Origin of the sequence: Flavobacterium algicola, from assembly GCF_022399565.1 — a bacterium.
Classification (GTDB): Bacteria; Bacteroidota; Bacteroidia; order Flavobacteriales; family Flavobacteriaceae; genus Flavobacterium; species Flavobacterium algicola.
Window position 1 is genome coordinate 908887 of the sequence record NZ_JAJTUT010000001.1, and the last position, 23336, is coordinate 932222.

At 33.7% G+C, this 23336-nt stretch carries 16 protein-coding genes; 6 read left to right on the forward strand and 10 right to left on the reverse strand.

The window, feature by feature from the left end; translation table 11 throughout:
- The first annotated feature begins 39 nt into the window (after window positions 1-39).
- Together LXH21_RS03945 and LXH21_RS03950 are read left to right on the forward strand one after the other, a co-directional pair.
- Entirely contained in the window at window positions 40-2514 is a 2475-nt protein-coding gene (locus LXH21_RS03945) for a TonB-dependent receptor (RefSeq protein ID WP_239862909.1), read from the forward strand.
- A gap of 18 nt (window positions 2515-2532) precedes the next feature.
- Window positions 2533-3918 (forward strand): hypothetical protein, encoded by a 1386-nt coding sequence (locus LXH21_RS03950; RefSeq protein WP_239862910.1) that lies wholly within the window; start codon window positions 2533-2535, stop codon window positions 3916-3918.
- 84 nt (window positions 3919-4002) lie between these two features.
- Here LXH21_RS03950 and LXH21_RS03955 read toward each other — a convergent pair whose 3' ends face one another.
- Both LXH21_RS03955 and LXH21_RS03960 read right to left on the reverse strand, forming a co-directional pair.
- Window positions 4003-4713, reverse strand: a complete 711-nt coding sequence (locus LXH21_RS03955; RefSeq protein WP_239862911.1) for a PH domain-containing protein — start codon at window positions 4711-4713, stop codon at window positions 4003-4005.
- Window positions 4714-4765: 52 nt separating this feature from the next.
- Entirely contained in the window at window positions 4766-5935 is a 1170-nt protein-coding gene (locus LXH21_RS03960) for a glycosyltransferase (protein ID WP_239862912.1), read from the reverse strand.
- Between the two features lie 161 nt (window positions 5936-6096).
- On the opposite strand from LXH21_RS03960, the gene LXH21_RS03965 reads away from it, so the two are divergent.
- Genes LXH21_RS03965 through LXH21_RS03975 form a run of 3 tightly spaced genes read left to right on the forward strand, consistent with a single transcriptional unit; the run spans window position 6097 to window position 11958 of the window.
- Complete coding sequence (locus LXH21_RS03965) at window positions 6097-9186, forward strand: hypothetical protein (protein ID WP_239862913.1); 3090 nt, start codon at window positions 6097-6099, stop codon at window positions 9184-9186.
- Window positions 9183-10418, forward strand: coding sequence for a hypothetical protein (locus tag LXH21_RS03970; RefSeq protein ID WP_239862914.1), 1236 nt, complete (start codon window positions 9183-9185; stop codon window positions 10416-10418). Before LXH21_RS03965 ends, LXH21_RS03970 begins: the two co-directional genes overlap by 4 nt.
- Entirely contained in the window at window positions 10405-11958 is a 1554-nt protein-coding gene (locus LXH21_RS03975; protein WP_239862915.1) for a glycoside hydrolase family 2 TIM barrel-domain containing protein, read from the forward strand. The genes LXH21_RS03970 and LXH21_RS03975 overlap by 14 nt, the downstream gene beginning before the upstream one ends.
- Window positions 11959-11962: 4 nt before the next feature.
- Here the strand turns inward: LXH21_RS03975 and LXH21_RS03980 are convergent, their stop codons facing one another.
- Window positions 11963-13141, reverse strand: a complete 1179-nt coding sequence (locus tag LXH21_RS03980) for a glycosyltransferase (protein ID WP_239862916.1) — start codon at window positions 13139-13141, stop codon at window positions 11963-11965.
- A 103-nt stretch (window positions 13142-13244) separates the two neighbouring features.
- Window positions 13245-14510, reverse strand: coding sequence for an MATE family efflux transporter (locus LXH21_RS03985; protein WP_239862917.1), 1266 nt, complete (start codon window positions 14508-14510; stop codon window positions 13245-13247).
- 421 nt (window positions 14511-14931) lie between these two features.
- Between LXH21_RS03985 and LXH21_RS03990 the strand changes: the two genes are divergently transcribed.
- A complete protein-coding gene (locus tag LXH21_RS03990; RefSeq protein WP_239862918.1) occupies window positions 14932-16992 on the forward strand; it encodes a tetratricopeptide repeat protein in 2061 nt (686 codons plus the stop codon).
- Window positions 16993-17317: 325 nt separating this feature from the next.
- Here LXH21_RS03990 and LXH21_RS03995 read toward each other — a convergent pair whose 3' ends face one another.
- From LXH21_RS03995 to LXH21_RS04020, 6 genes are all read right to left on the reverse strand, one after another.
- Entirely contained in the window at window positions 17318-17665 is a 348-nt protein-coding gene (locus tag LXH21_RS03995; protein ID WP_239862919.1) for a hypothetical protein, read from the reverse strand.
- A gap of 108 nt (window positions 17666-17773) precedes the next feature.
- Window positions 17774-18478 (reverse strand): LytR/AlgR family response regulator transcription factor, encoded by a 705-nt coding sequence (locus tag LXH21_RS04000; RefSeq protein ID WP_239862920.1) that lies wholly within the window; start codon window positions 18476-18478, stop codon window positions 17774-17776.
- 12 nt (window positions 18479-18490) lie between these two features.
- Window positions 18491-18808, reverse strand: coding sequence for an Hpt domain-containing protein (locus LXH21_RS04005; protein ID WP_239862921.1), 318 nt, complete (start codon window positions 18806-18808; stop codon window positions 18491-18493).
- Window positions 18795-19832 carry a sensor histidine kinase gene (locus LXH21_RS04010; protein ID WP_239862922.1) on the reverse strand — a complete coding sequence of 346 codons (1038 nt, stop codon included), beginning with the start codon at window positions 19830-19832 and terminating at the stop codon, window positions 18795-18797. The genes LXH21_RS04005 and LXH21_RS04010 overlap by 14 nt, the downstream gene beginning before the upstream one ends.
- Window positions 19832-20965 carry an FIST signal transduction protein gene (locus LXH21_RS04015; RefSeq protein WP_239862923.1) on the reverse strand — a complete coding sequence of 378 codons (1134 nt, stop codon included), beginning with the start codon at window positions 20963-20965 and terminating at the stop codon, window positions 19832-19834. The genes LXH21_RS04010 and LXH21_RS04015 overlap by 1 nt, the downstream gene beginning before the upstream one ends.
- Before the next feature lie 72 nt (window positions 20966-21037).
- Window positions 21038-23335 carry a PAS domain S-box protein gene (locus LXH21_RS04020; protein ID WP_239862924.1) on the reverse strand — a complete coding sequence of 766 codons (2298 nt, stop codon included), beginning with the start codon at window positions 23333-23335 and terminating at the stop codon, window positions 21038-21040.
- Window position 23336: the final 1 nt, after the last annotated feature.

Below are 23336 nucleotides of genomic sequence, written 5' to 3' on the forward strand. Positions count from 1 at the left end.
AAGTCTTAATAAAAATTAATTTATTTTAAAAATTAGTATATGACTAAGAAATATATCTGCTATATCGCCTTGCTCTTAGTCACATTTTCTATTTATTCACAAGAAAACAAAGCTAGTATCTACGGAAAAGTGACAACTGAGAATAGCGCTTTAAAAGGAGTTAATGTAATTGTAGAAGGAACATCAATCACCACAAAAACAAAATCGAATGGTGAATTTACAATTGCTATTCCCTCAGGAAACTATAGAATTACTTTTCAACATCCGGAGTTTATTACTCAAACAAAAACTATTGAATTAAAGCCTAACAGCTCTAGAAAAATACATATAAAATTAAAATCGACTCAGCTTGTAGATCCAAAGATCGATGTAGATATAGAAGCATTAAATGATGTAAAAATTCAAGGGAAGTCAAAAAAAAAGAAAATTGAAACGACTGGTTTTGCTGTAAATGTGATTGAAACAAAAGAAGCTTCTTTGCGCAATTTAACAACAAATGAATTACTAGATCGGTCTGTAGGCGTTCGCGTGAGGCAAAATGGCGGAATAGGATCGAATGTGGAATACAATCTTAACGGAATGTCTGGGAGTACCATTGGACTTTTCTTAGATGGTATCGAACTCTCTACTTACGGGCAATCTTTCAATCTAAATAACATTCCGCTTGCTATGATTGAGCGAATTGAAGTATACAAAGGGGTCTTGCCTTCACACTTAACTGGTGATTATGTAGGTGGTGCTATTAATGTGGTTTTAAAAAAGGATGTATCTCAAAATAGTGCTTCGGCTGCGGTATCTTATGGTTCTTTTAATACGGTTCAAGCTGATCTAAGTGTTACACTACGCGATAAAAAATCAGGATTATCATTTAGAGGTTCTGGGTTTTATACCTACTCTGATAATAATTTTGAAACTTGGGGTAGATCAACAACCTATGTCAATCACCTGCAACAAATTATAAGACCGTACAGAGCAAAAAGATTTAACAATACATACAAATCAATTGGAACTCGTCTCGAAGCTGGTTTTACTAATACCAAATGGGCCGATCAATTTTTCATAGGCTACAACGGATCAAGCAACTACAATGAAATCCCCCACGGAATAACAATGTCGGTTCCTTATGTGGGTCGATATAATGAAACTGAAGCTCATGTGTTCTTTCTAAATTATACTAAAAAAGATTTTTTAGCCAAAGGGTTAGCGCTTTCAGTCAATGCCGTACGCAGCAATCGCAGTACATACTTGCAAGACACCATTGGGTACGCCTACAATTGGGATGGCAATGTGCGAGAAGTTATTGAGTTTGGCGAAAGGGTCCCTCTGAAAACAACGGGCGGACAACAAGGTCCAAAAACCATCACAAATACCGATAGAAAAATTACAAATGCTCGCTCCAACTTAGGGTACCTCATTGCAAACGGACATCGACTATCCTTAAACCATAAATACGAGGCTACTGATAGAACCGATTTTGATTTACTAATTCCTGCTTACAATGACTTGGCCACAAAAGGAACACTAGTAAAAAATATTCTTTCTATGAATTATGAAGCACAAACATTCGATAAAAAATTAAGAACAAACATACTGGGCAAGTACACCACAAATAGTTCCAACCAAACCAGATCAGAAATAGTTAGTACTAATGGTGTCAACTCAATAGTTAAAAAAGATACGCTTACCTATAACTCAAATTTTGGTTATGGAGCAACACTGTCTTATAATGTGAAGCCCAAGCTTTTTATCATTGCCTCTACTGAGAACTCTTATATCATGCCGAGCGAATCTCAATTGTTTGGAGCACCTGAGATTAATATTCTACCAAATCTTGAACTAGAACCCGAGAAAAACATCAATTATAATTTGGGTTTTCGCTGGGGCGCATTAGACATTGGTAATCACAAAGTATCCTTGTATGCTAATGCATTTTGGCGCAATGGATACAAGAAAATCACACAGCAAGTTGTAGATGTATCGCAAATTCAAGAAGAGTCAGATGCCGACATACAAACGACAAAATATGTCAATCTTGGTCAAACACAAGCTCGAGGTTTTGAAGCTGAAATCACGTACAGTTACAATAGCAGACTGAATGCTTCACTTAACTTTTCGAAATTCAACAATGTCTTTAAACAAGAATTGGACGAAAGTGGCGCCTCGCATTCCTTTTATGGTCAGCAAGTTCCTAACGAACCTTTTCTTAGTGCGAATGCTAATTTCCAATATCGTTTTAATGACGTTTTTCAGAAAAAGTCCATTGTTAACGCCTATTATAACGTTGGCTACGTAGGAGAGTATTACATCGTATGGGGACAGCCCGATTGGTCCTTAACCCCCAGTCAACTTACGCATGATCTAGGTGTTAATTACCGCTTCCCTTCTGGAAAACTAGTGGCAAGTCTAGATATAAAAAATGTCACCAATGCCGAGATCTACGACAATTTTGCCATACAAAAACCTGGTAGAGGTATCTACTTTAAATTGAATTACACATTTACTAAATTTTTATAATCACAATTAATTATTATCATGAAAAAAAATCTATTTAAAATAGCATTATTGAGTACAGCTGTCATGGCTTTAACTTTAGGAGGTTGTAGTAATGACAGCGATAGCGAAACAACTGAGCCGCCAGTAGAAAGCGATATGCGATGGATAAGCTTAACAGGATCTTTTCCTGACGCAAACGGAACTGCAGGTAATGGAGGAACGAGAGCTTATGCTATTACAGAAGAAAATGCTGCCAATCCAGATTACGAAGTAGATCTTTTTAAATTAAATGGAGCAGAATATGTTCAAGGTTTTGCTTTAAAGTCAAGTCGTACAGCGCGTGTACAGGCATCTGCAGATGGGAAATTCTTATATAACATTCAGTACACAGGAACAGAAGGTGGTGTGTTTAATAAATACAGTGTTTCTGGAGCAGGACAGTATGAAGAAGTAGGTTTTGAATTGAACACGGCTACTATTTTGGGTACTGCTCCTCGTTGGGTAAAAGCAGCCGAGGGTATTGGTGTAGGTGTATACTATGGTGAAGCGCTACCTGCGTTTACAGGAACAGCTCCAAATTATGTGTACCAAAACCCAAAGGGAACTATTAAAATTGCGAATATTGACTTAAACAATACCGCTATAACAAACACTGGAACAATCAATGTAGATCTAGGTGAATATGAAGCACAAGGATATTACATTTCGAGAGCAGATGTACCTGTTCTAAACCAAGCAAAAACCAAATTATATATTGGTGTCAATGTTAATCGACATAATGTAAACGGAACGGTAACAACAAATGCTACTACTGGTGTGATTTCTGGTTGGGAGACTACAGATGAACGAAACATTGGTACTGTTACCTATGTGGTAGATTACCCATCTTTACGTAATGCAAAAATCATTATTTCTGAGAAAAGTAAAATAAACAACCACGGTTACCGCACAATGACGCAACATCTTGGTACTGATGGAAATATTTATCAAGCGACTGCAACCTCAGGACCAGACATTTTGCGTATCAGCAAAACAACAGACGAATACGATCAAAATTATCACTTTAATCTAGACACTGCCTTGGGTATGACAGGAACAAGTATAAAAGCGTGGCGTTATATTTCGAATGGTTTAGGAGTAGTTTTATATACAACATCAGGAAGTTCTGGTGGCTATATTGCCTTGGTAAATCTAAATGATTTAACCGCTACCAAACTAGCAACAGATATCGAATCAGATGCAGCATTGTCAACTACATTAGGACAGTTTCAAAACATTGGAGCTATTGGAAACAAAGTATACATCCCACTGACTCCAGCAGGAAAAGATGGAAACATATACATTATAGATGTAACCACAAAGCAAATTACAAAAGGTGCTAAATTGAAAGCAGCCTCTGGAAGTTTCTACTTAGGTGCTTACTAAAATTCATTAAGTTCGAAAAGGCAATAATCACAAAACCCCGTCAATTTAATCATTGACGGGGTTTTTGCGTTATATAAACCAGAATTACATATAACTCATAATTTCTTTTTTTAATGTATCATATTCACCTTGCAGAATTAATCCATTATCCAATAACTTTTTAAAATTTTGCAATTTTTCGAATAGTTCTTCAGAAGACAAATCTTTCATAGATTTTTCTTGAGTTGTTTTTTCTGCTGGAATACTTTGATATTCTGTAGGAGATACAGAAACAATTTCGGCAAAATGAGTTACCTCTTCAGTTTCCATCTCTTCTATTTCTTCTGCCTCTTCTACTGCACTTTCCGCAACCTTTTCATTAATAGGCGGTGGTAAAACAGCTTCGTTAGTTTGCGAAACAATTTTTAAATTATCCATTTGCTCTTTTGCAAAAGTATATAATTTACGAGCTTGAGTTTTCGGAATATAATCTATAGAAATAGTAAGATCTGTTTTGGTCGAAAATGAAAATTCTGATCCTAATAAATTTTCTTTCACAAATGCACCTGCAACATCTTCCCAGTCATAATCTACAAAGTCCATTGACAATCCTAGATTTTTTGGCTTGCATAAAATAATACGCTTGTTGGTCAATACAATACTATCAGGGAAAACGGTTAAAGCTGGCTTTTTCTGAACGCCTATATAACCTACCTCTTCATTTTTCATTAATAAATCCTGCAACTTCGAAGTGATTTTCTCAATCGCTTTCGGATCTTGATCTTCATTCAAGAATTTTTTAATTTGTTCTTTCATAATTAATTGAGACTAATTAGCCTTTGTTTATTTTTAGACAAAAGTAATTTTTTTATCTATATGAAATCGCTATTTGACCAATTTGGAATACAATTTTTAACGAATCCTTAAATGAAAGTTTAGACCCATCTGCATGAATCCATCTTTTTAAAGGTTGTTCACAAACCAACTTTTTGGTCTCTTCGTCGCCATAGATTTTTTTCATTCGCATAAAAATCTCTACATCAAATAACCATTTGGTCAAAAACTTGGTTTGAAATGTTTTTTCAATGACATCTTTACTCATGATTTTTGCACCACATTGAGTATCATTAAAATCCATTCCGATGGTTTTTCTAATAATAAAATTAATCATTTTACTAATGATAGCACGAGCAGATTCTTTGGTGATGTCTGCTCCCATACGAGCCATACGTGAACCGCTTACAATTTTGAATTGAGAACCAGAAATGGTACTTACCAAATCGTGAAAATCAGCAAAATCAGTAGATAGATCGGCATCTAAAAAACCGATGTAATCAAATTGTTCTTGCTTTGCCAAATGCAATGTTCCTAATCGAACAGCTTCTGCTTTACCACCATTTCTTTCGCAATCATAGATACTAATATGATCCTCGTTACCAAGTCGTAATTTCTCTAATACTTCTAGTGTTTTATCTGTACTACCATCATTTACAAAACATAAATGGTATCCGAGATTTGAAGCTACAAATGCATGAAACTCATCACTGAGCAGTCTTGTCTCTTCATTGTAACAAGGTATAACAACACCGATACAGTTATTTTGAATAATTTGATTTTTCTTAGTATTGGTAGGCAAAGTATCACCTACACCAATAAGTCTTTTCACTCTCGCACCAATTTCGCTCAGACTTAAAGGCTTTTTCATATAATCATCAACACCAATATCAAAACCTTTTACAATTGTTTCTTCATCTGTGTTTCCCGATAAGATCATAACGGGAGTGGTATGCCCCTTTGTTATTTTGATATGCTTTGCCAATGCAAGTCCGTTGTTTTCATTTGTACTCGATCCTGCTTCTGACTCTTGAGAAAAAGGCATGTTAATATCGGCAATAACTAAGTTGGGCTCGTCTAAATCATACTTTTGAATCCCCTCCGAAACATCTTTGGCAGTTACCACTTGATAACCTAAATCCAAAAGGCACTTCTCTAAAGATAAGACAACAAGTTCTTGATCATCGACAATTAATATTTTCATAAGTTAAAATTTTCGTAAATTTGGGAAAAGTAAATATATTAATAATCTTACCCATAAACAATTATTTTGAATCAAATTCGTATTTAAATATAATTTTTTTCTTAATTTACTGTCAATACTTTTATGCTTACTTTTACCCATAGTCAAACCCCAAATATTTAGTGAAAGAAAAAACAAATAAATACTTAATTGTTGCGCTGCTTATTGGAGTCGTCTTTCACTCAAGTGCTATTTTCTTTACCTTAGAGAGTACATACGATGCGCTTATACACATGTTTTTTGCACAGCATTATGCAACAAGCTGGTTTGAACCGTGGAACTACAGTTGGTATACCGGATTTACAGTTATGGGCTACCCTCCTCTAGTGCATCAAAGCATAGGCCTACTCTCACTCATAGGAGGTTTGAAATTTGGAATGTTTTCTGTGGCCATTATTGGTATTGTCTTATTTATAACGGGGGTTTATCGATACACTTTGATGATTACTGGAGATCGGAATGTTGCAGGCTATGCCGCTATTGTATCTGTATTCTCTTCCTCATTTGTAGAAACGCTACATATCTTTGGTCAATTGCCTAGTATTATTGGAGTGTCTATATTAATGCACTGCATGCCTGAGATTTACCTATGGATAAAAAGTGGACGAATCAAATACCTTTTTCGATCATTGTCCTTACTAGCCGTAACCATCACCTCACATCATGTGACCCCTATTTTTGGAATGATATTTTTTATTTTTCCATTAATCGGAATGGTTGTTATGGATGTTTCAAGGGAGCAAGTAGACTCTTATAAAGACATTAAGTTTAAATTGTTTTTGAGTACTTTTTTTAAATTATTCAAAAGAATTATAAGTTTTGGTGCTGCTTCGCTGTTCTTAATTATCTTTTGTATTTTTCCTTATTGGGTAAATTCAAAAGCAAATCCCATCACTCAAGTACCTATCCCACACGGCAGTAGGGACAATTTTATTGAAATCACCTCTTCTGGATTAATGTTTTTTGTAATTCCGTGGGGAATTTTATTTTTCATCTTGCCCTACATCCTTTACCGTTATTACAGTAAAAGGTACATTTGTTTCGGACTATCCATTTCCTTATTAATAGTTCTAGGAACAGGAGGTACTACCCCTATTCCTTTGAAAGTATTGGGTGAGACCGCTTTTAATATTTTGACCCTTGACCGTTTTACGCTTTGGGCATCCATTATGAGCTTACCTATGTTTGGTGAATTTGTTTATCGCTTAATCGAGGGCGATTTAAAAGTCGCTATTCAGCAGCGTTTTGGAAACGTATACCATCGTATTCTAGGAGCTTGCTTTGCAGCCACTTTTCTGTTTTTTGCAGGTTTTACCATTACGCTGGGTTACTTTAGACCTTTTCAACCTCAAAAAATAAATACCTTACCTCTCGTAAACTTTTTAAATCAGGACCAGCACGACCAATGGCGCTATTTACCGCTAGGTTTTGGAGATCAAATGGCTACCCTATCTTCACAGACCAATGCCAAAACGGTTGATGGAAATTACCACTCAGCCCGACGATTACCTGAATTGACTACTCGCGCTATTGAACGACTAGAAAATTCGAAATTTAGAGGAATGGAAGGTATTGGCTCCTTGCAACAGTTTTTGACTGTTCCTGAAAAGTACAATTTAAAATATGTTTTTTCGAATGATAAATTCTACGATCCCATACTCTATTTTTGTGGATGGCACCGACTATCATTACTCGAAAACGGAATCATGGTTTGGGAAAAGTTAAATGTGGCCCCTTTGCCTAAAGTACTCCCGAAAGATGAAGTGCCCTTGTATCTCAAATTAATGTGGGGAATCATACCTATTCTTACTGTTATAATTGCTTTTATTATTAATATTCAAAGTATATTTTACAAAGCATTAAAGATAAAAGCCGAAGTAAAACCAGACTTTTTTAAGTTTGTTGTACCCTATAAAAACTTCCCATTTAAGGTAATTGTTGTTTTACATCTTTGGATTGTACTCTTATTAGGTGTTATCGGTTATGCGATGTATGATTTTTATATGTATAATGCTACTCAAATTAGTGCTACGAATGTAGTTAAATCCTATTATGATGCACTAGATTATAAGTATTATGAAAAGGCTCACGCTTTTATAGATCCCAATAGCAAATTATCTATCTCGCAATTCATGCTCGAAACTTCTGTTGCTGATGGAATTTTAAATTCGTATGCAAAATTAGATGCTATTGATATTCAGGTCATAAAAAGTTCAGATGAGAGAGCCACTCTTATTGCCAAAACCAAATGGATTACACCATTGGAAATCATCAACAAGGACTATTATCATGAAGCAATAAAGCGTAAAGGAAAATGGTATATTTTACCTCAAAAACAACCATTAGATATTCCGCCAGATCAATTTTTATTCGATAATACCACTTCATATTACAAGCAAGGTAGACGAAAAATAACGACCCAACAAACCTATCATGAGGATGTATTAAAACAACCAGAACTTGAAATTTTGTCGGCCAAACTTATTCAATACAAAAATGAATTTATCATAATAGGAGAATTACAAAATATTGATAATTTCCCTGCCGATGTGGTTTTGAAATCTACTTTATACAACCATCATGATAAGGTACTGGCCACATTTAATGCTAAAGATGTTATTAAGCACAAAATCATGCCGAAAGAAACGACGAGTTTCAAAGTGAATTTTGAAGAAATTTCATGGCTTAAAAAAGATGTTGCTCAGCCAACAACTTTCAATCCCAACGAATTCACACCCAAGAACATAAGTGAAACACCTGCTAACTTTGATATTCAATCAGCAGGAAATGTAGCTATTACTGATTTTTACACGCAGGTGGCCTTGTCTGATTTGGTCATTGAAAGAAATCATTTAAAAGGAACTTTGTTTAATTATGGTATTCAAGAGGTGACCGTTCCAGAGTTATTAATCTCTTATTACACTGCCGAAAAAGAATTACTGTATGTAGACAATTACTTTTTGAGAGAAGGAGTTCGTGTGCAACGCAAGCAATATTTTGACTATGAATTGCTAGATTTGTCTAGTTGCCGCATTATCTTGTCATCATTGGAGAATTGTTATGTAAACGGTTTGCCCAATGGCGATCTTGCTAGAACAATAATACCAAAAAGAAATAAAGAAGTTGAAAAAGAACTGCTTCAAAAAGTAAAAGGTAAAGGCTTTAGTTATATTAAAATAGAAATGAATAATTATATTGGTAATCCTAAATGATAAAAAAAGCATTATATAGCGTACTACCCGTTTTGTTCCTATTCCTATTTGTTTTTGCAGCTTCAAAAATAGATGATGAAAGAACCTCTTTTCGATTACAAACTACTCAAGATAGTTTTGTAGCCGGTAAACCTATTGCCTTAACATTTTCAACTCCTTCTCTATCGGCTAATCCTCAACTCTTCTTAATTCACACTTATGGAAAAACAGTGTTGAATACTGAAAACAACAATGGCAAACTTGTTTATAAAATACCTGCTATTTACAGATCCAAAACAGGAGTTGTTTCTTGGTATTTAATCCAAAATCAAGAAAAGATAATGTCCGGTAATTTCAAAATTGTACCCAATGATGCCACACCAACGATCTTAGAAAACTATTTGGGACCACCCAGTTTATTAACTGGAACCGAACATTTTACTATGATGGTTGCTATTCCAACTGATAGTTATGATAATCCTAAACAAGATAACACTACCGTTGTTATTAAAGATCAATTTTTAGAAGACATCACAACAACCGAAAGAAAGACCGACTATTTTATTGCTTGGAAAAACATTTACTCTAGAACTAAGTCCGGTAAAATGTTGATTTCGACAGCATGTAACGCTACTGATTCAAAGGAATTTGAAACAGAAATTCAGCCATCACCAGGAGAAGATTTTAAAATTAGTTTCAGTCGCCCGCACAAATTTGCCGATGGAAATCAGATTACAACATTGGAGACTTCTACGATTCTGGATAAATATGGCAATATTGTGGGAGATGGAACATTGGTTACTTTTCAAGTTACAACACAAAATAATATTTTGCTCAAAACCTATGCAGCTACGATAAATGGAATTGCAATAGGACAACTGCTACATCCAGATCATAAGGATACCTATACCGTGAAAGGATATGTTACGGGAATTGCTGAGAGTAAACCAGTTCGAATAGATTACAATCCGCTAATTGATCATTTTACCTATAAGTTCACAGAAAAAAACAGGCAAATAACAGTTGGTCCATTACGAAGTTTTATGAAACAAATCGTTCCTGATGGAATTAAAGTAGAGTTAAAAATACTTTATAAAAAGGAACTGATTGAAACAAAAATTATCGAAACACAAAAAGGAATTGCTACGTTTTATTTGTTACCTCCTTTTTATAAAAAATCAGAATATCAATTTGAAATCACCACATTAGGAGTGACTCAAAAAACCGAAATAAAGAAATATGAAACTAATTAATAACCGTAATATTTTTAAAGCTGCTTTCATACTTTCCTTTATTGTGATAAGTGTCTTTACCATGCTGGGTTTGGCTAGAATCTTGGATTACCTCAACACTGGTGCCGATAGAACATCGATGCTCCATCTCGAAACAGAAAGTGAGGATGTCTATTTGCCACATGTCAATTGGACAAGCTTAGAGAATCCGGCTCGTGAGATGGAGAAAAACACTTTGGGCAAGCTAGAGCGAGATTATCTCTTTTCGTGGTATGTAAAAAATACAGCCTTAAAAACAAACAATTCAGAAGGAATAGATGACTATTATACTGCGAATACCCGTTTGAACTTGTATCGTACCATAAAGTACAATAGAGAACATCAAATCACGATTGAAAACACGACAATCAAACACTCCCCTGATCTTGAATTCTACAGTGAAGATGGTCAATTGGTCGTATTTACAGATAAAAATGTGATCGAATATCAAAAAGTGTATCAGAATAAAGAGTTGATAACCACCGTTCAAGATACAGCAACTTATAAAGTAATGATGCTTCTAGAAGATGGTTTCTGGCGTGTGCGACATTTTCTTAAAATGCAACCCGAAGTTTTTGTAGCTGACACCACAAAGACAAATCAAATTTATACGGTCAAAGGCAACCAAATATTCCAGAATAAAGTACCCTACACCATCAAAGGAATTAATTACTACCCTAAAAATTCCGCATGGGATACCTTTGGCGAATTATTCAACAAAGACACAATTGCAGCCGATTTTGAGATTATCAAAAAAGCAAAACTGAACACTATTCGAATTTTTATTCAGTACGGTGATTTTGGAAAAGCCAAGATTATCCCTGAGAAAATGAAGAAACTGAAAACCTTTTTGGATTTGGCAGAAGCCAAAGATTTAGCTGTAGTTGTTACCCTTTTTGATTTCTATAGTGATTACTCTCTGGATAATTGGACTTTAACGCATCGACACGCTGAGCAAATTGTGTCTACCTTCAAAGACCACAAAGCAATTCTTGCCTGGGATATGAAAAACGAACCCAATTTAGATTTCGAAAATAGAGGAAAAGAAAATGTACTAAGTTGGCTAGACCACATGGAAACTGTCATTAAGGAAAATGACCCCAATCATTTAGTTACTATAGGTTGGTCCAACTCGGTTGAGGCAACGAACTTGGCTTACAAAATGGATTTTATATCATATCACTTTTATAATGACATAATTCATCTTGAATACGAAACGAATCAATTATTGAAGAGCACTAAAAAACCAGTAGTAATTCAGGAATTTGGAGTGCCATCTTATGGCGGAATGTGGAATTTTTGGGAAGGAAGTATTGAGAAACAAGCAACTTATCATCAAAAAATGCAAGCTTATTTCAAAAAAAACAATTACTCTTTTATGTCATGGACTTTATATGATTTTCCACATGTGCCAGATCAAGTTGCTGGTAAATGGCCTTGGCAAAAAAACAGGCAAACAAAATTCGGGTTTATCGATGATAAAGGAGTCAACAAACCCGCATTTAAGTATATTTCGAACTAAAAAATTATTTTTTTGATTGTATAATTTCCTTAAACGTATCCATATACATATCTGTAATTTTATCCATGGATAAAGCACTTGCTGCTTTAAAATTCTGTATTGCGATCGATTTTCTATTGTCGTCGTTATTAATGATTTTTTCTATGGCCTGCGCCAATGATTCTGCGCTTTCTGGGTCAAAGAATTCCCCTTTGTAACCTTCTTCTTCTACCAATAAAGCAAGATCGCCAAGATCAGGCATGACTACTGCTTTACCATAACTTCCTGCTTGATGCAATACACCTGAACTACCTGTTGTAGATGTGTACGGGAAAGCAACTACGGTACTCTCTCCAAAAATTACTGGAACATCTTTTTCCTCTACATAACCTGTAAAACGGATTCCCTCAACGTCTTTATATTTTTCTTGAACACCTGCAAGATATCCAGGTGTATTTGGACTGTCTGTTCCTGCGATGACAACTTCAATTTTCTCTGTACTGCGTTGTCTTATTATGATAGCGGCTTCTATAAGGATTTCTACTTTTTTATAAGTACCAAATTTCCCAAAAGCCATAATTTGCTTTGGCCCTGGAGCCAATTCAAATGAAGGTTGTTCGATACTATCAAAAGTTCCGTGTGGAATCACTTTGATATTATTCACTTTGTATTTTTTTTCTAAAACCGTAACGTATTTATTGATAGTCACTGCAACAATATCTGATTTCAATATCAAACGAGTAAGTGTAGTCCCTATAAAATTATATATTTTTTGGGCCACCTTATTGTCTGTAAATCCAGCACTTTCAAGATCAACTTGTTCTAAAATATTGTGCAATAATGAAACAGTAGGAACTCCATTCATGCGTAGAATGGCAGGAATCATCAATCCCAAAGCAGCCGGAACTTTTTTGTCTCCAAATTTCATAAATTGAAGATTGATCAAAACAGCATCAGGTTTTTCTACTTGAATGGCTTTGTTTATAGCCAAAATATTTCCGTAACTATTAAAAGACCAACATTCATTAATTTTTACCTTGTCACTATTTTTAAAATTTAAGTCTTTAGGCTCTGCTGTTTTATCGGCAAGAACTATTACCTGACTTACTTCCTGTTTTTGAGCAAAATTTTTAACTAAATGATATCCATATTCATTTAAAGTCACCTTACTCGGTGGGAAGGCAGTGATGACAGCTATTTTCATAAGTTACTATTTGTTTTTAGGTTTTTAATGGTAGGTTTTTGCAATTTTGTTCGAAAATGAATACAATCACAAATTCCTATTTTATAATTGAGATTTGGGAATCTTAACTTTTAATCTTCGTCATTCTATTTTTATAAAAAAAGAAGCAAAGTTGAAATACTAATAAAATTACCATCGCGATAATTTGCATGTGTACGACTTGCTCTAATGTATCATGATTAAGCATGATGAGTCCAATTTGTGTTGTTCCCAAAATCGCTGAAACTACTACCGGAAAATATTGATTAAGTGATAAGTAATAGTATGCAAAGATATTTGCCACAGCAAAAAGCGATGTAGCCAGAGCATATTTCCACAATAAAAAGGAGATAGAAACATATTCACTACCAAACATTGTATTGACTACAAACTCAGGAAACAAAGCAGTGAAGCCTACAATTAGAGAAGATAATGTGGCAATATACCCGACATATTTAAGTAAAATAGGCAATGTATCTTGATTGTCTTTTTTCATTTTAATAACCTTGGGCAGTAATAGCATCACAAACATCCAAGCAACAAAATACACTACACGACCAATAAGAGCAAGAGAAGCATATAAACCAGCGTCGTGATTATCAAAATAGTGTTTTACCAATATTATATCGCTATTGTTTATAATAATCTGTGTCAACTCATAAAAGGCAGTTAGTGCAAAAAATGTTGTGATTGAACGAACATCTATTTCGGTAACAACATCTGTTGAGAAACCTTTGAAAAGAATTTTTTGAAAAGGAAATACGCCAAATACAAATGAGAATAAGATACCCAGCGCTACAATTATAGAACTAGGAACATTTGGAAATAAGAACAAAGCTCCCATCGTTAAAAGTAACCGGCTGGCCATCTCTGTTTGATAGGTAGTCGCCAATTTATTAAGTATATTTTGTCCTTGATATAAACCTCTATTTACGCTCATCATAAAATAAAGCGGAATTCCAAACCCAAAAATATAAAACATGGATGCTGTTTTGGTATGGAAAATAGTTTGTAAGTCTTGATAGAAATAAATGATAGCAACACCACAGAGTATTCCTAAAATAGCCGCGTATTTAATAATTAATTTGGTAAAAGCTAGCAGTCTATTTTCTTCGAATAAAACAGCATATTTGGCCGTCACAATTTGAAATGTCATTCCGACGAATGAAAGAATCAGTAAAAGAGTAATTAAAATAGCAGCATCTGAAAATTCTTCGGGTCCAAGCAGACGCCCTAATAAAAGATTGTATAAATAATTACCTCCATTAACCAATAATATGGTCACCATGAAGAGTTGCTCTGGACTTAGTTTTTTCGGTATTTTAGCAATCAGACTTGAGGCTATCTTCATTACTTATAATTTATAATTTATGACCTATATAGAGTTGTAGGTAACTTCTATTGGTCAAAGATGTATCGTTTGTATTTATCTAGTGTAAACTTTTATTATTTTATTGTCTAAAAATTAAGAGCATTTGAAAAGTGATTCTCATACTTATATAAGATAAAATCGCTTGCCACCTTAAATTGTCGGCATGATTGTTTAAATGTAAGCATTTTTGATAATTTAACATAATTCTTACACACTTAATTATTTAAAATTAGCTAGGTTAGAAATCAACTATTTTTATGCTAATAGCAATTTTAAGCCGCACAAATATCATTATTAAAGTTATAGCGTACTATAAACTTAGATGAATCGACCGAAAGTGTAGATGAAATATTACTATTTAATCCTTAACTTGCATCATAGAACCCCAGATTCACAAAACATGAAATTATTTTTAAAAATTAGCCTACTCTTCTTATTTTTTTTCAGCTTAACTACAAAGGCTCAAGACATGAGTACTGGCTTTGCTCATCTTGAAAAAGGTGAATTTGCAAAAGCAGAAGTTTTTTTCAGCAACATTTTAAAAGAGTATCCTAAAAACAAAACAGCCCGCTTATGTTACGCACGTGCTATTGGCTTAAACGATCAAGCAGATAAAGCATTAGATCATTTTATTCAGTTAAAAAAAGAATATCCAGGTGATCTAGAAATTGAACTAAATTATGCAGAATCCCTACTATGGAATAAAAAATATACTGAGGCAAAAGCATTTTACACGACACTTGTTGAAAAAAATCCGACTAACTTCGTTGCTCATCTAGGTTTTGCTAATACCTTATCCAATTTAAAAGAATATCCTGAAGCACTACTCAATGTAAATAAAGCATTAGAGCTTTCTCCTGGAAATTCTGGAGCATTGATATCAAGGAAGTATATAAAGCTGGGATATGCCTATCAAAATGTAAACGAAAAGAAATTTGATAATGCTGCAACTTTCTATGACGAAATATTGATTGATTTCCCTTTGGATAAAGAAACCTTGATGAACAAAGCCAATATGTACCTCATCACAAAAGAAATAGAAAAAGGCAAAGAGGTATACAATTTATTGGCACCTGGACATCCGAACATAGCCTTAAATGGATTGTCTTTATTAGAACATATTAATAAGAAAGAGAAAAAAGCTTTGGAACTCGCAACACAATCACTAGAAAAAGCAGTCCATATAACAGATGAGCCTCTGCAAAAACAAACAAAAGAACGTTATGTGCAAGCTTTGATTTGGAACAAAAAATACAAAGAAGCAGCAATCATTATTGACAACTTAAAAATAGAATATCCTAATGAAAACTGGGTTCTTGCATTGGCAGCAACATTAGCTATTTACAAAAGTGACTTCCCTGATAGCATTTCATACTACGAACAAATATTAGTAAATGACAGTAAATCATTTGATGGAAATTTAGGTATAGCCAATGCACATAAAGCATCGGGAGAAATCTCCAAAGCTTATCAAGCTGCAAACACAACATTGGAAATATTCAAAGATCAAGGGGATGCATTAAACTTTATTAAGAAAATCAAGGAAGACTTTACACCTTATGTAGAAGAAAAGCTAAGCTATTCATTTGACAATGGTAACAATACTGCTGTAGCATCAAAAACATTAGTTAGTGTACCTTTATCAACAAAATGGACTGTAAATGCGACATATCAATACCGACAAACTGAGAATACAGTTACCAATGTGGGCGCAAAAAGTAATGATTTCTTATTAGGAGCAGCCTACCAACTGCACCCAAAAATTAATTATACCTTTGAAGCCGGAGTCAACTCGGCCAATTCGACAACTGTAAATTACACGCAAGTTTTAATTAATACTTTTTTTAAAATGAAGCCATTTAAACTGCAAGATTTAGAAGTGGGTTACAAAAGAGAAATGCAAAATTTTAATTCTGATTTGATTGATAAAGAAATCGCCACCAACAACTACTATTTGAATTACAATTTAAGTACTAACTTTAACTTTGGTTGGTTTACACAGTACTTTTTTACTTCACAAACAGACAATAATGAACGTAACTTATTATTTACTTCTTTCTATTATAACTTCATGTCAAACCCTGTTTTAAAAGGAGGTTTAAATTACCAATATATTGCATTTAAAGATCGTGTACCTGCTGACTACTTTAGTCCTAAGCGATTCAATGCTGTTGAGTTATTCCTAGAGATCTTAAAAGATGAAAATGGAATCGAGGCAAAATCTTGGTTTTATCATGCAAATGTAGCTTCTGGATATCAGTTTAAGGAAAGTGATGCTAAAGAGTGGACTTATAGAGTACAAGCTAAATTAGGTTACAAATTTTCTGATCGATTATTGGCAAATGTATATGGTCTACGTAGTAATATTGCATCAACTTCTGCTTCTGGATTTACATTTAATGAGTTTGGATTACGCCTAAAGTGGAAACTGAATAGTGAGCCAATTTTTAAACTGAGATAAAGCTCTTGATAGAGCAAAAAAAAAGACTGCTCGTGGTAGCAGTCTTTTTTTGTTTAATACTATACTAATTGGTAATCTATTTTTGGAATTATGTTTTTACTAACTTTAAAATAGAACATAACTGGTAAGGTGTTAATTTGATTGTAACTTATTGCCGAGTCTAACGTTCTATGATGTAAAGATACATGCATTCATAAACGATAGTAAGATTTTTCGTCGAGTGAAAGATTAGCTTCGACGAAGGGATATTTTCTAGTGGTAAAACAAAAACGAACTGCATTTTCCATTGAAGTTGCAGTTCGTTTTTATTTGTATTATTTTAAAGCTAATTGGCTTGTTGCAAGCTCTCAGCTTTAAAACCAATAAGTTTGCGTACTTCAGCATTGTTCGGCACAACAAGTTCGTTATTAACCGTTACTAAAAATGGAATTAAAGCCGCATGACTGATTATTAGTGTAGTTTCTTTATTTTTTATAATTTTCTCAGCATCATATCTGCTCAGTGGTCCTGCCCAATTTAAATTGTAACAATATCCCAGTGATCGTCTTCTGATAAAAGTTATATGATCGTCGTTAATCATTGTCCACCTAGTTGAAACTAAATAGTATCCGGTAGTATCATTATTTGAAGAATTCAACTCTAAATTTTCTGAAAAGGGTAATTTTACTTCCATAGTGAATAGTATTAAAGACCAAGCTAATATATAAAACAGATAGATTAAAAGCAAATAATACCGACAAGAAGAGGTTTGAGGCAATATAAGAAAGTTTTAACTTACGCTTTACAAAATATTTATCCTGTTGAGTAATTCTGCTCTATTGGATCGACTGACTGGTATAACGTCTTTACTAATCAAAACGCTATTATCCTCAATGTCAATTATTTTCTTAATATTAATAATGAATGAGCGGTGCACTTTTAAGAAAATGTCTGTAGGTAATTTATCTTCTATCTTTTTTAAAGTAGAATGTACAACGTAGTTTTTTGTTTCGGTTTTTATATGGATATAATCCCCTTTGGCTTCAATTACATTTACGGATTGAAAATCAATCTTTATCAATCTCCTATCAACATTGATATAAAAATTGTTGGATTTACTTTCTACATCTAATTTTACTGCATTTTGAGATGGAAGTTTCAATCCATCTAATTTCTGAATTGCTTTTAAAAATCGAGATTCTGTGATAGGCTTCACCAGATAATCAACTATACATTTGTATTCAAAAGCCTCGATAGCAAAATTTCTGTCAGAGGTTACTAGAATTACATTTGGTGGATTTTTGATGGTCTGTATAAAGTCAAAACCCGAAAAATTGGGCATATGAATGTCTAAGAAAATTAAATCGACTGGATTCTGATTTAAATATTTGATTGCATCGATGGGACTAGAGAAATCGGCTAGGACTTCTATATCTGTAAAGTTGGCAATAAATTGGGCCAATATGGCTCTCGCCATTTCTTCATCATCTATAATAATGCAATTCATTTACGCAAGGTTTTATAATTGTATTACAAACTCTTGCATATCTTTTAAAATGTTTTGAAATTCATCTTGCAAGGTCAAAGAGCTATTTTTTAAATTGTCTTCATAATCTGAAGCAATATAATAACTTTTTTCGAGACCTAGAATAGAAACTTTATGCTTTAACTTATGAACTGCTTCTGCAACTCGCAATAATTCATTTTTTTCTAATTTTTCGTAATAGGTATCAACCTCTAGTGGTAATTCTCGTTTTAATATTCCGATTAACTTTGCTTTGAACTCTTCATTGTCTCCAGAAAGTTCATTTATATAATTTAGATTAGGTGTTTCCATAATTCTTAGATAATGTAAAATAAAATGTTGTGCCAATATTTTCTTGACTTTCGAGCCAAATTCTCCCTCTATAGAATTCTATAATTTTTTTCACGATCGAAAGTCCAATTCCAGATGACTTACCATCATTATGTAACTTTGTAAAGACATCAAATATTTTACTTTGATAGGCTGCTGGTATTCCAATTCCGTTATCCTTTATTTCAAAAACAATTTCCTCTTCGGTTTCAGTACAAGATATTTCGATTTTCACCTCTTCTTTATCGTTGTATTTAATTCCGTTTTGAATCAAATTTTGAAATAATTGTTTGAACCTAAAATCATTTCCCAAAATCTTCGGAAGCTCATTTCCAAATGTTACTTTGGTGTTTTCTGGGATTTCAATCGTATTCAAAATGTCATTAACCAGTACGTTTAAGTCAATAATTCTATCTTCACTATTCTGACTTTCGATAGACGAATAATTTAGAATTCCTTTGATCAGCAAATCCATTTTTTCGACATTCGATAAAATTAAATTTAAAGATTTTAGATTGTCGACATTCATCATTTCTTGATTGTCTTGTATGAACCAATTAATCAAAGTATCAATACTTCTCAAAGGTGCTTTTAAGTCATGAGAGACCATATGTGCATATTCATTTAAAGCTTGGTTCTGCTTTTCTAGGTTTACCAACAACTCTTCTCTCTGCCTGCTTATTTTTACTATTTCAATAGACTGTTGTTTAATGTAATCAGATGAATCAAAATTATCTTTATCCAACGCAAGATTAGCATCTAGACTCATCGAGTTGAGAATAGATTGCAAATTTTTATTTACGTCTTTTAACCCCTCTGCTTCATCTCTTAATTTTTGATTTGCTTCAAAAAGCTCGTCAGAACTAATTTTCATGGCGCGCTGAAGCATCTCAATTTGATTTTCATAATTTTGATAGGAGTCGTTAACCGCTACCAAAAAAACGTCTAAATCATTTAAGCCGCCCTTTAATTTTTTATCTATTTGCCTTTTTAACAATGAATGCATTATTCGCTTATTAAGGTTAGTGTCATCGTTTGATTGTGAAGTTCACAAGCTTTGCTACCATTAAATGGCGCCATCTCTCCATAGGAATAAAATCCTGCCAGCGGAACTCGCTCTCCTAAAACCTCTTTAACCTGCTCTAATTCTTCCTCTACTCTTTGATTCATGACCAATTTTCGACCAATGCAACTTACAATTAATGCAAATTCTGGTTTATTTATTCTGTCTTTCATCGCAAATTCAGCAGCAAACTGCGCTCCTTCGGCGATTCCATCTACAGAAGCCATCATCAGCTGTACCTTTGAATTTAGAGGCACGTCTCCTGCCAAAATCATAGATTGCTCATTATCATCTATATTCAAAATGGTACGCACTACCGGTTCATTCTTTTCTGGTGGAGTAACATTTAAAGGATACAATAATGATGCCTGCGGCAACTCGTTTGATTTTTCTCCCAAATATTTTCGGTATAAGTCCAATGCCGGTTGGCCGTCAATCTCATACAGTATATTAGCTTCAGACTTTGTAACTATTCGCTCTGGCCCAAAAGGAATCCAACCACCATAACTAGCAAAGGTAATTTCTAATGAATCACCATAGAATCCAATCAAAATCACTTCTCCCTCTTTTGGATCTTCTTTATAGGAGGCTAATGTCTTTTCAAAACGAGCATCATCACCACACATACCTCCAGTTATTGAAATTGTTGTATCAATATCCGCCTCAAGTCCATTTATTAATGAACTTCCGTTAACAAAGCTTCCTTCTGAGACTACAAATAAATGTTTCAAATTATCCTTGGGGATTTTAGAGTACAAAACTGCTCCTAACTCTTTTGCATTTTTCCCATAATCCAAAACATTTTCACGTTCGATAATAAAGCTAGACTTTTCAAATTCAATTGCAGTTACCGATATACTTTCATCATTTACATGACAACATATAATTTCTCCTGCCGATGAACCAAATACAATATCATCATAAGGAAATTCAGCTCGAATATTTGCAAGCACTTCTGAATTTTCTAACAGATGCCTATTACCAAAAACCAAGACTAAAGGATTCTTTAAAGTTACTTTTTCTTGAAAATAAGTCCACTCATTATTGGACTCTCTGTAGGCTTGTATAATTTTCATAGTCTTTGTTTGTGCGGTTAGTATAGTAAATTCTTCTTATTTATCGAAATGCAAGCGGAATAATTAACTGATTTATTTGTTTAATTTGATGAAGAAGGTCGTTCCTTTTCCTACCTCACTTTCTAACCAAATCTCTCCTTTGTAAAACTGTACAATTTTTTTCACGATTGACAGTCCTAATCCTGTGGAATGCTTACTAGTGGTAAACGCTTTAAAAGTTTCGAATATCTTGGCATGAATTTCCTTTGGCATTCCTTCTCCATTGTCTTTTACCGAAAACACATAATAGCTGTCAAACTCTTCTGAAGCAATCTCAACTAGTCCGTTTTCTTTGTCAATATAATTGACTGCATTGCCAATCAAATTTTGAAACATTTGCTGAATACGAAAACGATCTGCCTTAATTACGGGCATTTGATTATTAATTCTAATTTTGATATGCTCGGGAACATGAATAATATCAATAATTGTATTTACAATATCGCTTGTATCTACGTTCTCACTTTTTGTCTCTTCTTTATCTATCTTAGAATACGTTAATATACCTTCGATTAGATGGTCCATTTTTTCAACTTTATTTTCGATTAAAGAAAAATACTTACTGGTGTCGATTGTAAAATTTTCTTGATTCTCTTCTTTGATCCAACTAATCAATGAATTGATACTTCGTAGAGGAGATTTTAAATCATGTGAAACTATTTGAGCATAGTCTTCTAATTCTTTATTCGTTTTGGCTAAGGCAGTTATCAATCCTTCTTTTTGTTCTTCCAAAATCTTCTGAGCGGTTATATCTTCTTCAATTGCAAAGAATTTGGTTATTGCACCTTCTTTATCATAAAGCGCCTGTCCTTGAATACGTACCCAATACTTCCGTTTGTTTTTTGAATAATTTATTAATTCACAATTAAAAGGAAGCCCTTTTGATAACTGTCCTCCTAGATAGGCTATTGTTTCTTGATTTGAACCTTCTCCCTGTAGCAAATTACCTGGCTTTCTACCTAAAATTTCCTCCTCAGAATAACCCGACATCTTGAAAAAGCTTGTATTTGCCCATTCTATATTGCCTTTTGCATCGCATACAATTACTGCATTAATATTTTTTTCGGCAATTAGTGATAATAGATAGAGCTGTTGTTCCTGTTCTTTTTGTGAGGTAATATCAAAATGTATTCCTATCGAACCAATTACCTCCCCTTCAATATTATAGTTGGGTGCACCACTTATAAGCCAGGTCTTTTTTTCTTTATTTTTATTAAGAGCTTTTACTTCGTATGAATCGGTAATACCCTCAGAACGCAGTGCTTTCTTGGAATCTAATATTGTCTGACTCTCTGGATCTATAAAAAGAGAATTAGCTTTTTTACCCATCAATTCGTCTAGAGAATAACCACTCATCTCTATAAAACTTTGATTGGCCAAGGTGATATTATCTTCTAGGTCGACTTCTATCAAACCTAGATTCATATTAGCAATAATACTTCTGTATTTTTCCTTTTCTATCTCAAGACTTTCATCATATGTCTTTTTGAGTGAAATATCTTCTAATATTGCAAAATATTGTGCTGGTTGTCCTTTAGCATCAAATATGGGTTGTGCCTTTACTTTTGCCCAAAATGAATTTTCATTTTTGCGAGCATGTTCCAAATCAACTTCAAACGACTTGCCAGAGTAAAAAGCTTCCATCATTTTTTTGATTTCTTCTTTGTCCGTTTTATCCGTTTTTCCAATTTCAATTGGAGTACTCCCTATGATTTCTTCTTGAGAAAGTCCTGTAATTCTCTGAAAAGCATCATTACACCAAAAAATAGTTCCGTCTAATTGCGTAAAGACAACACCATTTCTATTGGCACTAGCCACGTACGAAAGTCGGTTCAGCTCTTCTTTATCCTTTTTAAGTTCGTTTTTCTGCCTGTTTATAGTGAGCAACAATTCTTTTAATTCCTTCGAGCTATTTTCTGCATTATTAAGTACATGTAATAAATCTAACGAAGGATCGTGATGTGCAAAGTCAGTAACTGTCAATTGTCTATTGACTACCTCTGTCATTGTTGTAAACCAAGGCGATCCTACAAACAATACAGAATCATCTAGCAATTCAAATTGACCACGAAGTAAAAGTTTATTTTCTGTCAGCTCCATTAAAATATGCTGATCTGTATTTTGAGTAATCTCATCAAAAGCAATAACCTCTAAATGTGGTCTTTTGATTTCGAAAAAATCAATTAGCAAACTTCCTTTTTTGAGATGAGGACAAACTTTTGCTATACTTTTTCCGAAATTTAAGATTCTTAAATCGGAACTGATCTGGATATAGAACGGAAATAATCTATTAAAACTGTCTTGATTAAATTTTATTCCTAAACTATCCATC

What these genes read in the sequence shown, in the direction of transcription:
- LXH21_RS03945 (WP_239862909.1), top strand. Translation starts at nt 40, where the DNA reads ATGACTAAGAAATATATCTGCTATATCGCCTTGCTCTTAGTCACATTT.
- LXH21_RS03950 (WP_239862910.1), top strand. Translation starts at nt 2,533, where the DNA reads ATGAAAAAAAATCTATTTAAAATAGCATTATTGAGTACAGCTGTCATG.
- LXH21_RS03955 (WP_239862911.1), bottom strand. Translation starts at nt 4,713, where the DNA reads ATGAAAGAACAAATTAAAAAATTCTTGAATGAAGATCAAGATCCGAAA.
- LXH21_RS03960 (WP_239862912.1), bottom strand. Translation starts at nt 5,935, where the DNA reads ATGAAAATATTAATTGTCGATGATCAAGAACTTGTTGTCTTATCTTTA.
- LXH21_RS03970 (WP_239862914.1), top strand. Translation starts at nt 9,183, where the DNA reads ATGATAAAAAAAGCATTATATAGCGTACTACCCGTTTTGTTCCTATTC.
- LXH21_RS03975 (WP_239862915.1), top strand. Translation starts at nt 10,405, where the DNA reads ATGAAACTAATTAATAACCGTAATATTTTTAAAGCTGCTTTCATACTT.
- LXH21_RS03980 (WP_239862916.1), bottom strand. Translation starts at nt 13,141, where the DNA reads ATGAAAATAGCTGTCATCACTGCCTTCCCACCGAGTAAGGTGACTTTA.
- LXH21_RS03985 (WP_239862917.1), bottom strand. Translation starts at nt 14,510, where the DNA reads ATGAAGATAGCCTCAAGTCTGATTGCTAAAATACCGAAAAAACTAAGT.
- LXH21_RS03990 (WP_239862918.1), top strand. Translation starts at nt 14,932, where the DNA reads ATGAAATTATTTTTAAAAATTAGCCTACTCTTCTTATTTTTTTTCAGC.
- LXH21_RS03995 (WP_239862919.1), bottom strand. Translation starts at nt 17,665, where the DNA reads ATGGAAGTAAAATTACCCTTTTCAGAAAATTTAGAGTTGAATTCTTCA.
- LXH21_RS04000 (WP_239862920.1), bottom strand. Translation starts at nt 18,478, where the DNA reads ATGAATTGCATTATTATAGATGATGAAGAAATGGCGAGAGCCATATTG.
- LXH21_RS04005 (WP_239862921.1), bottom strand. Translation starts at nt 18,808, where the DNA reads ATGGAAACACCTAATCTAAATTATATAAATGAACTTTCTGGAGACAAT.
- LXH21_RS04010 (WP_239862922.1), bottom strand. Translation starts at nt 19,832, where the DNA reads ATGCATTCATTGTTAAAAAGGCAAATAGATAAAAAATTAAAGGGCGGC.
- LXH21_RS04015 (WP_239862923.1), bottom strand. Translation starts at nt 20,965, where the DNA reads ATGAAAATTATACAAGCCTACAGAGAGTCCAATAATGAGTGGACTTAT.
- LXH21_RS04020 (WP_239862924.1), bottom strand. Translation starts at nt 23,335, where the DNA reads ATGGATAGTTTAGGAATAAAATTTAATCAAGACAGTTTTAATAGATTA.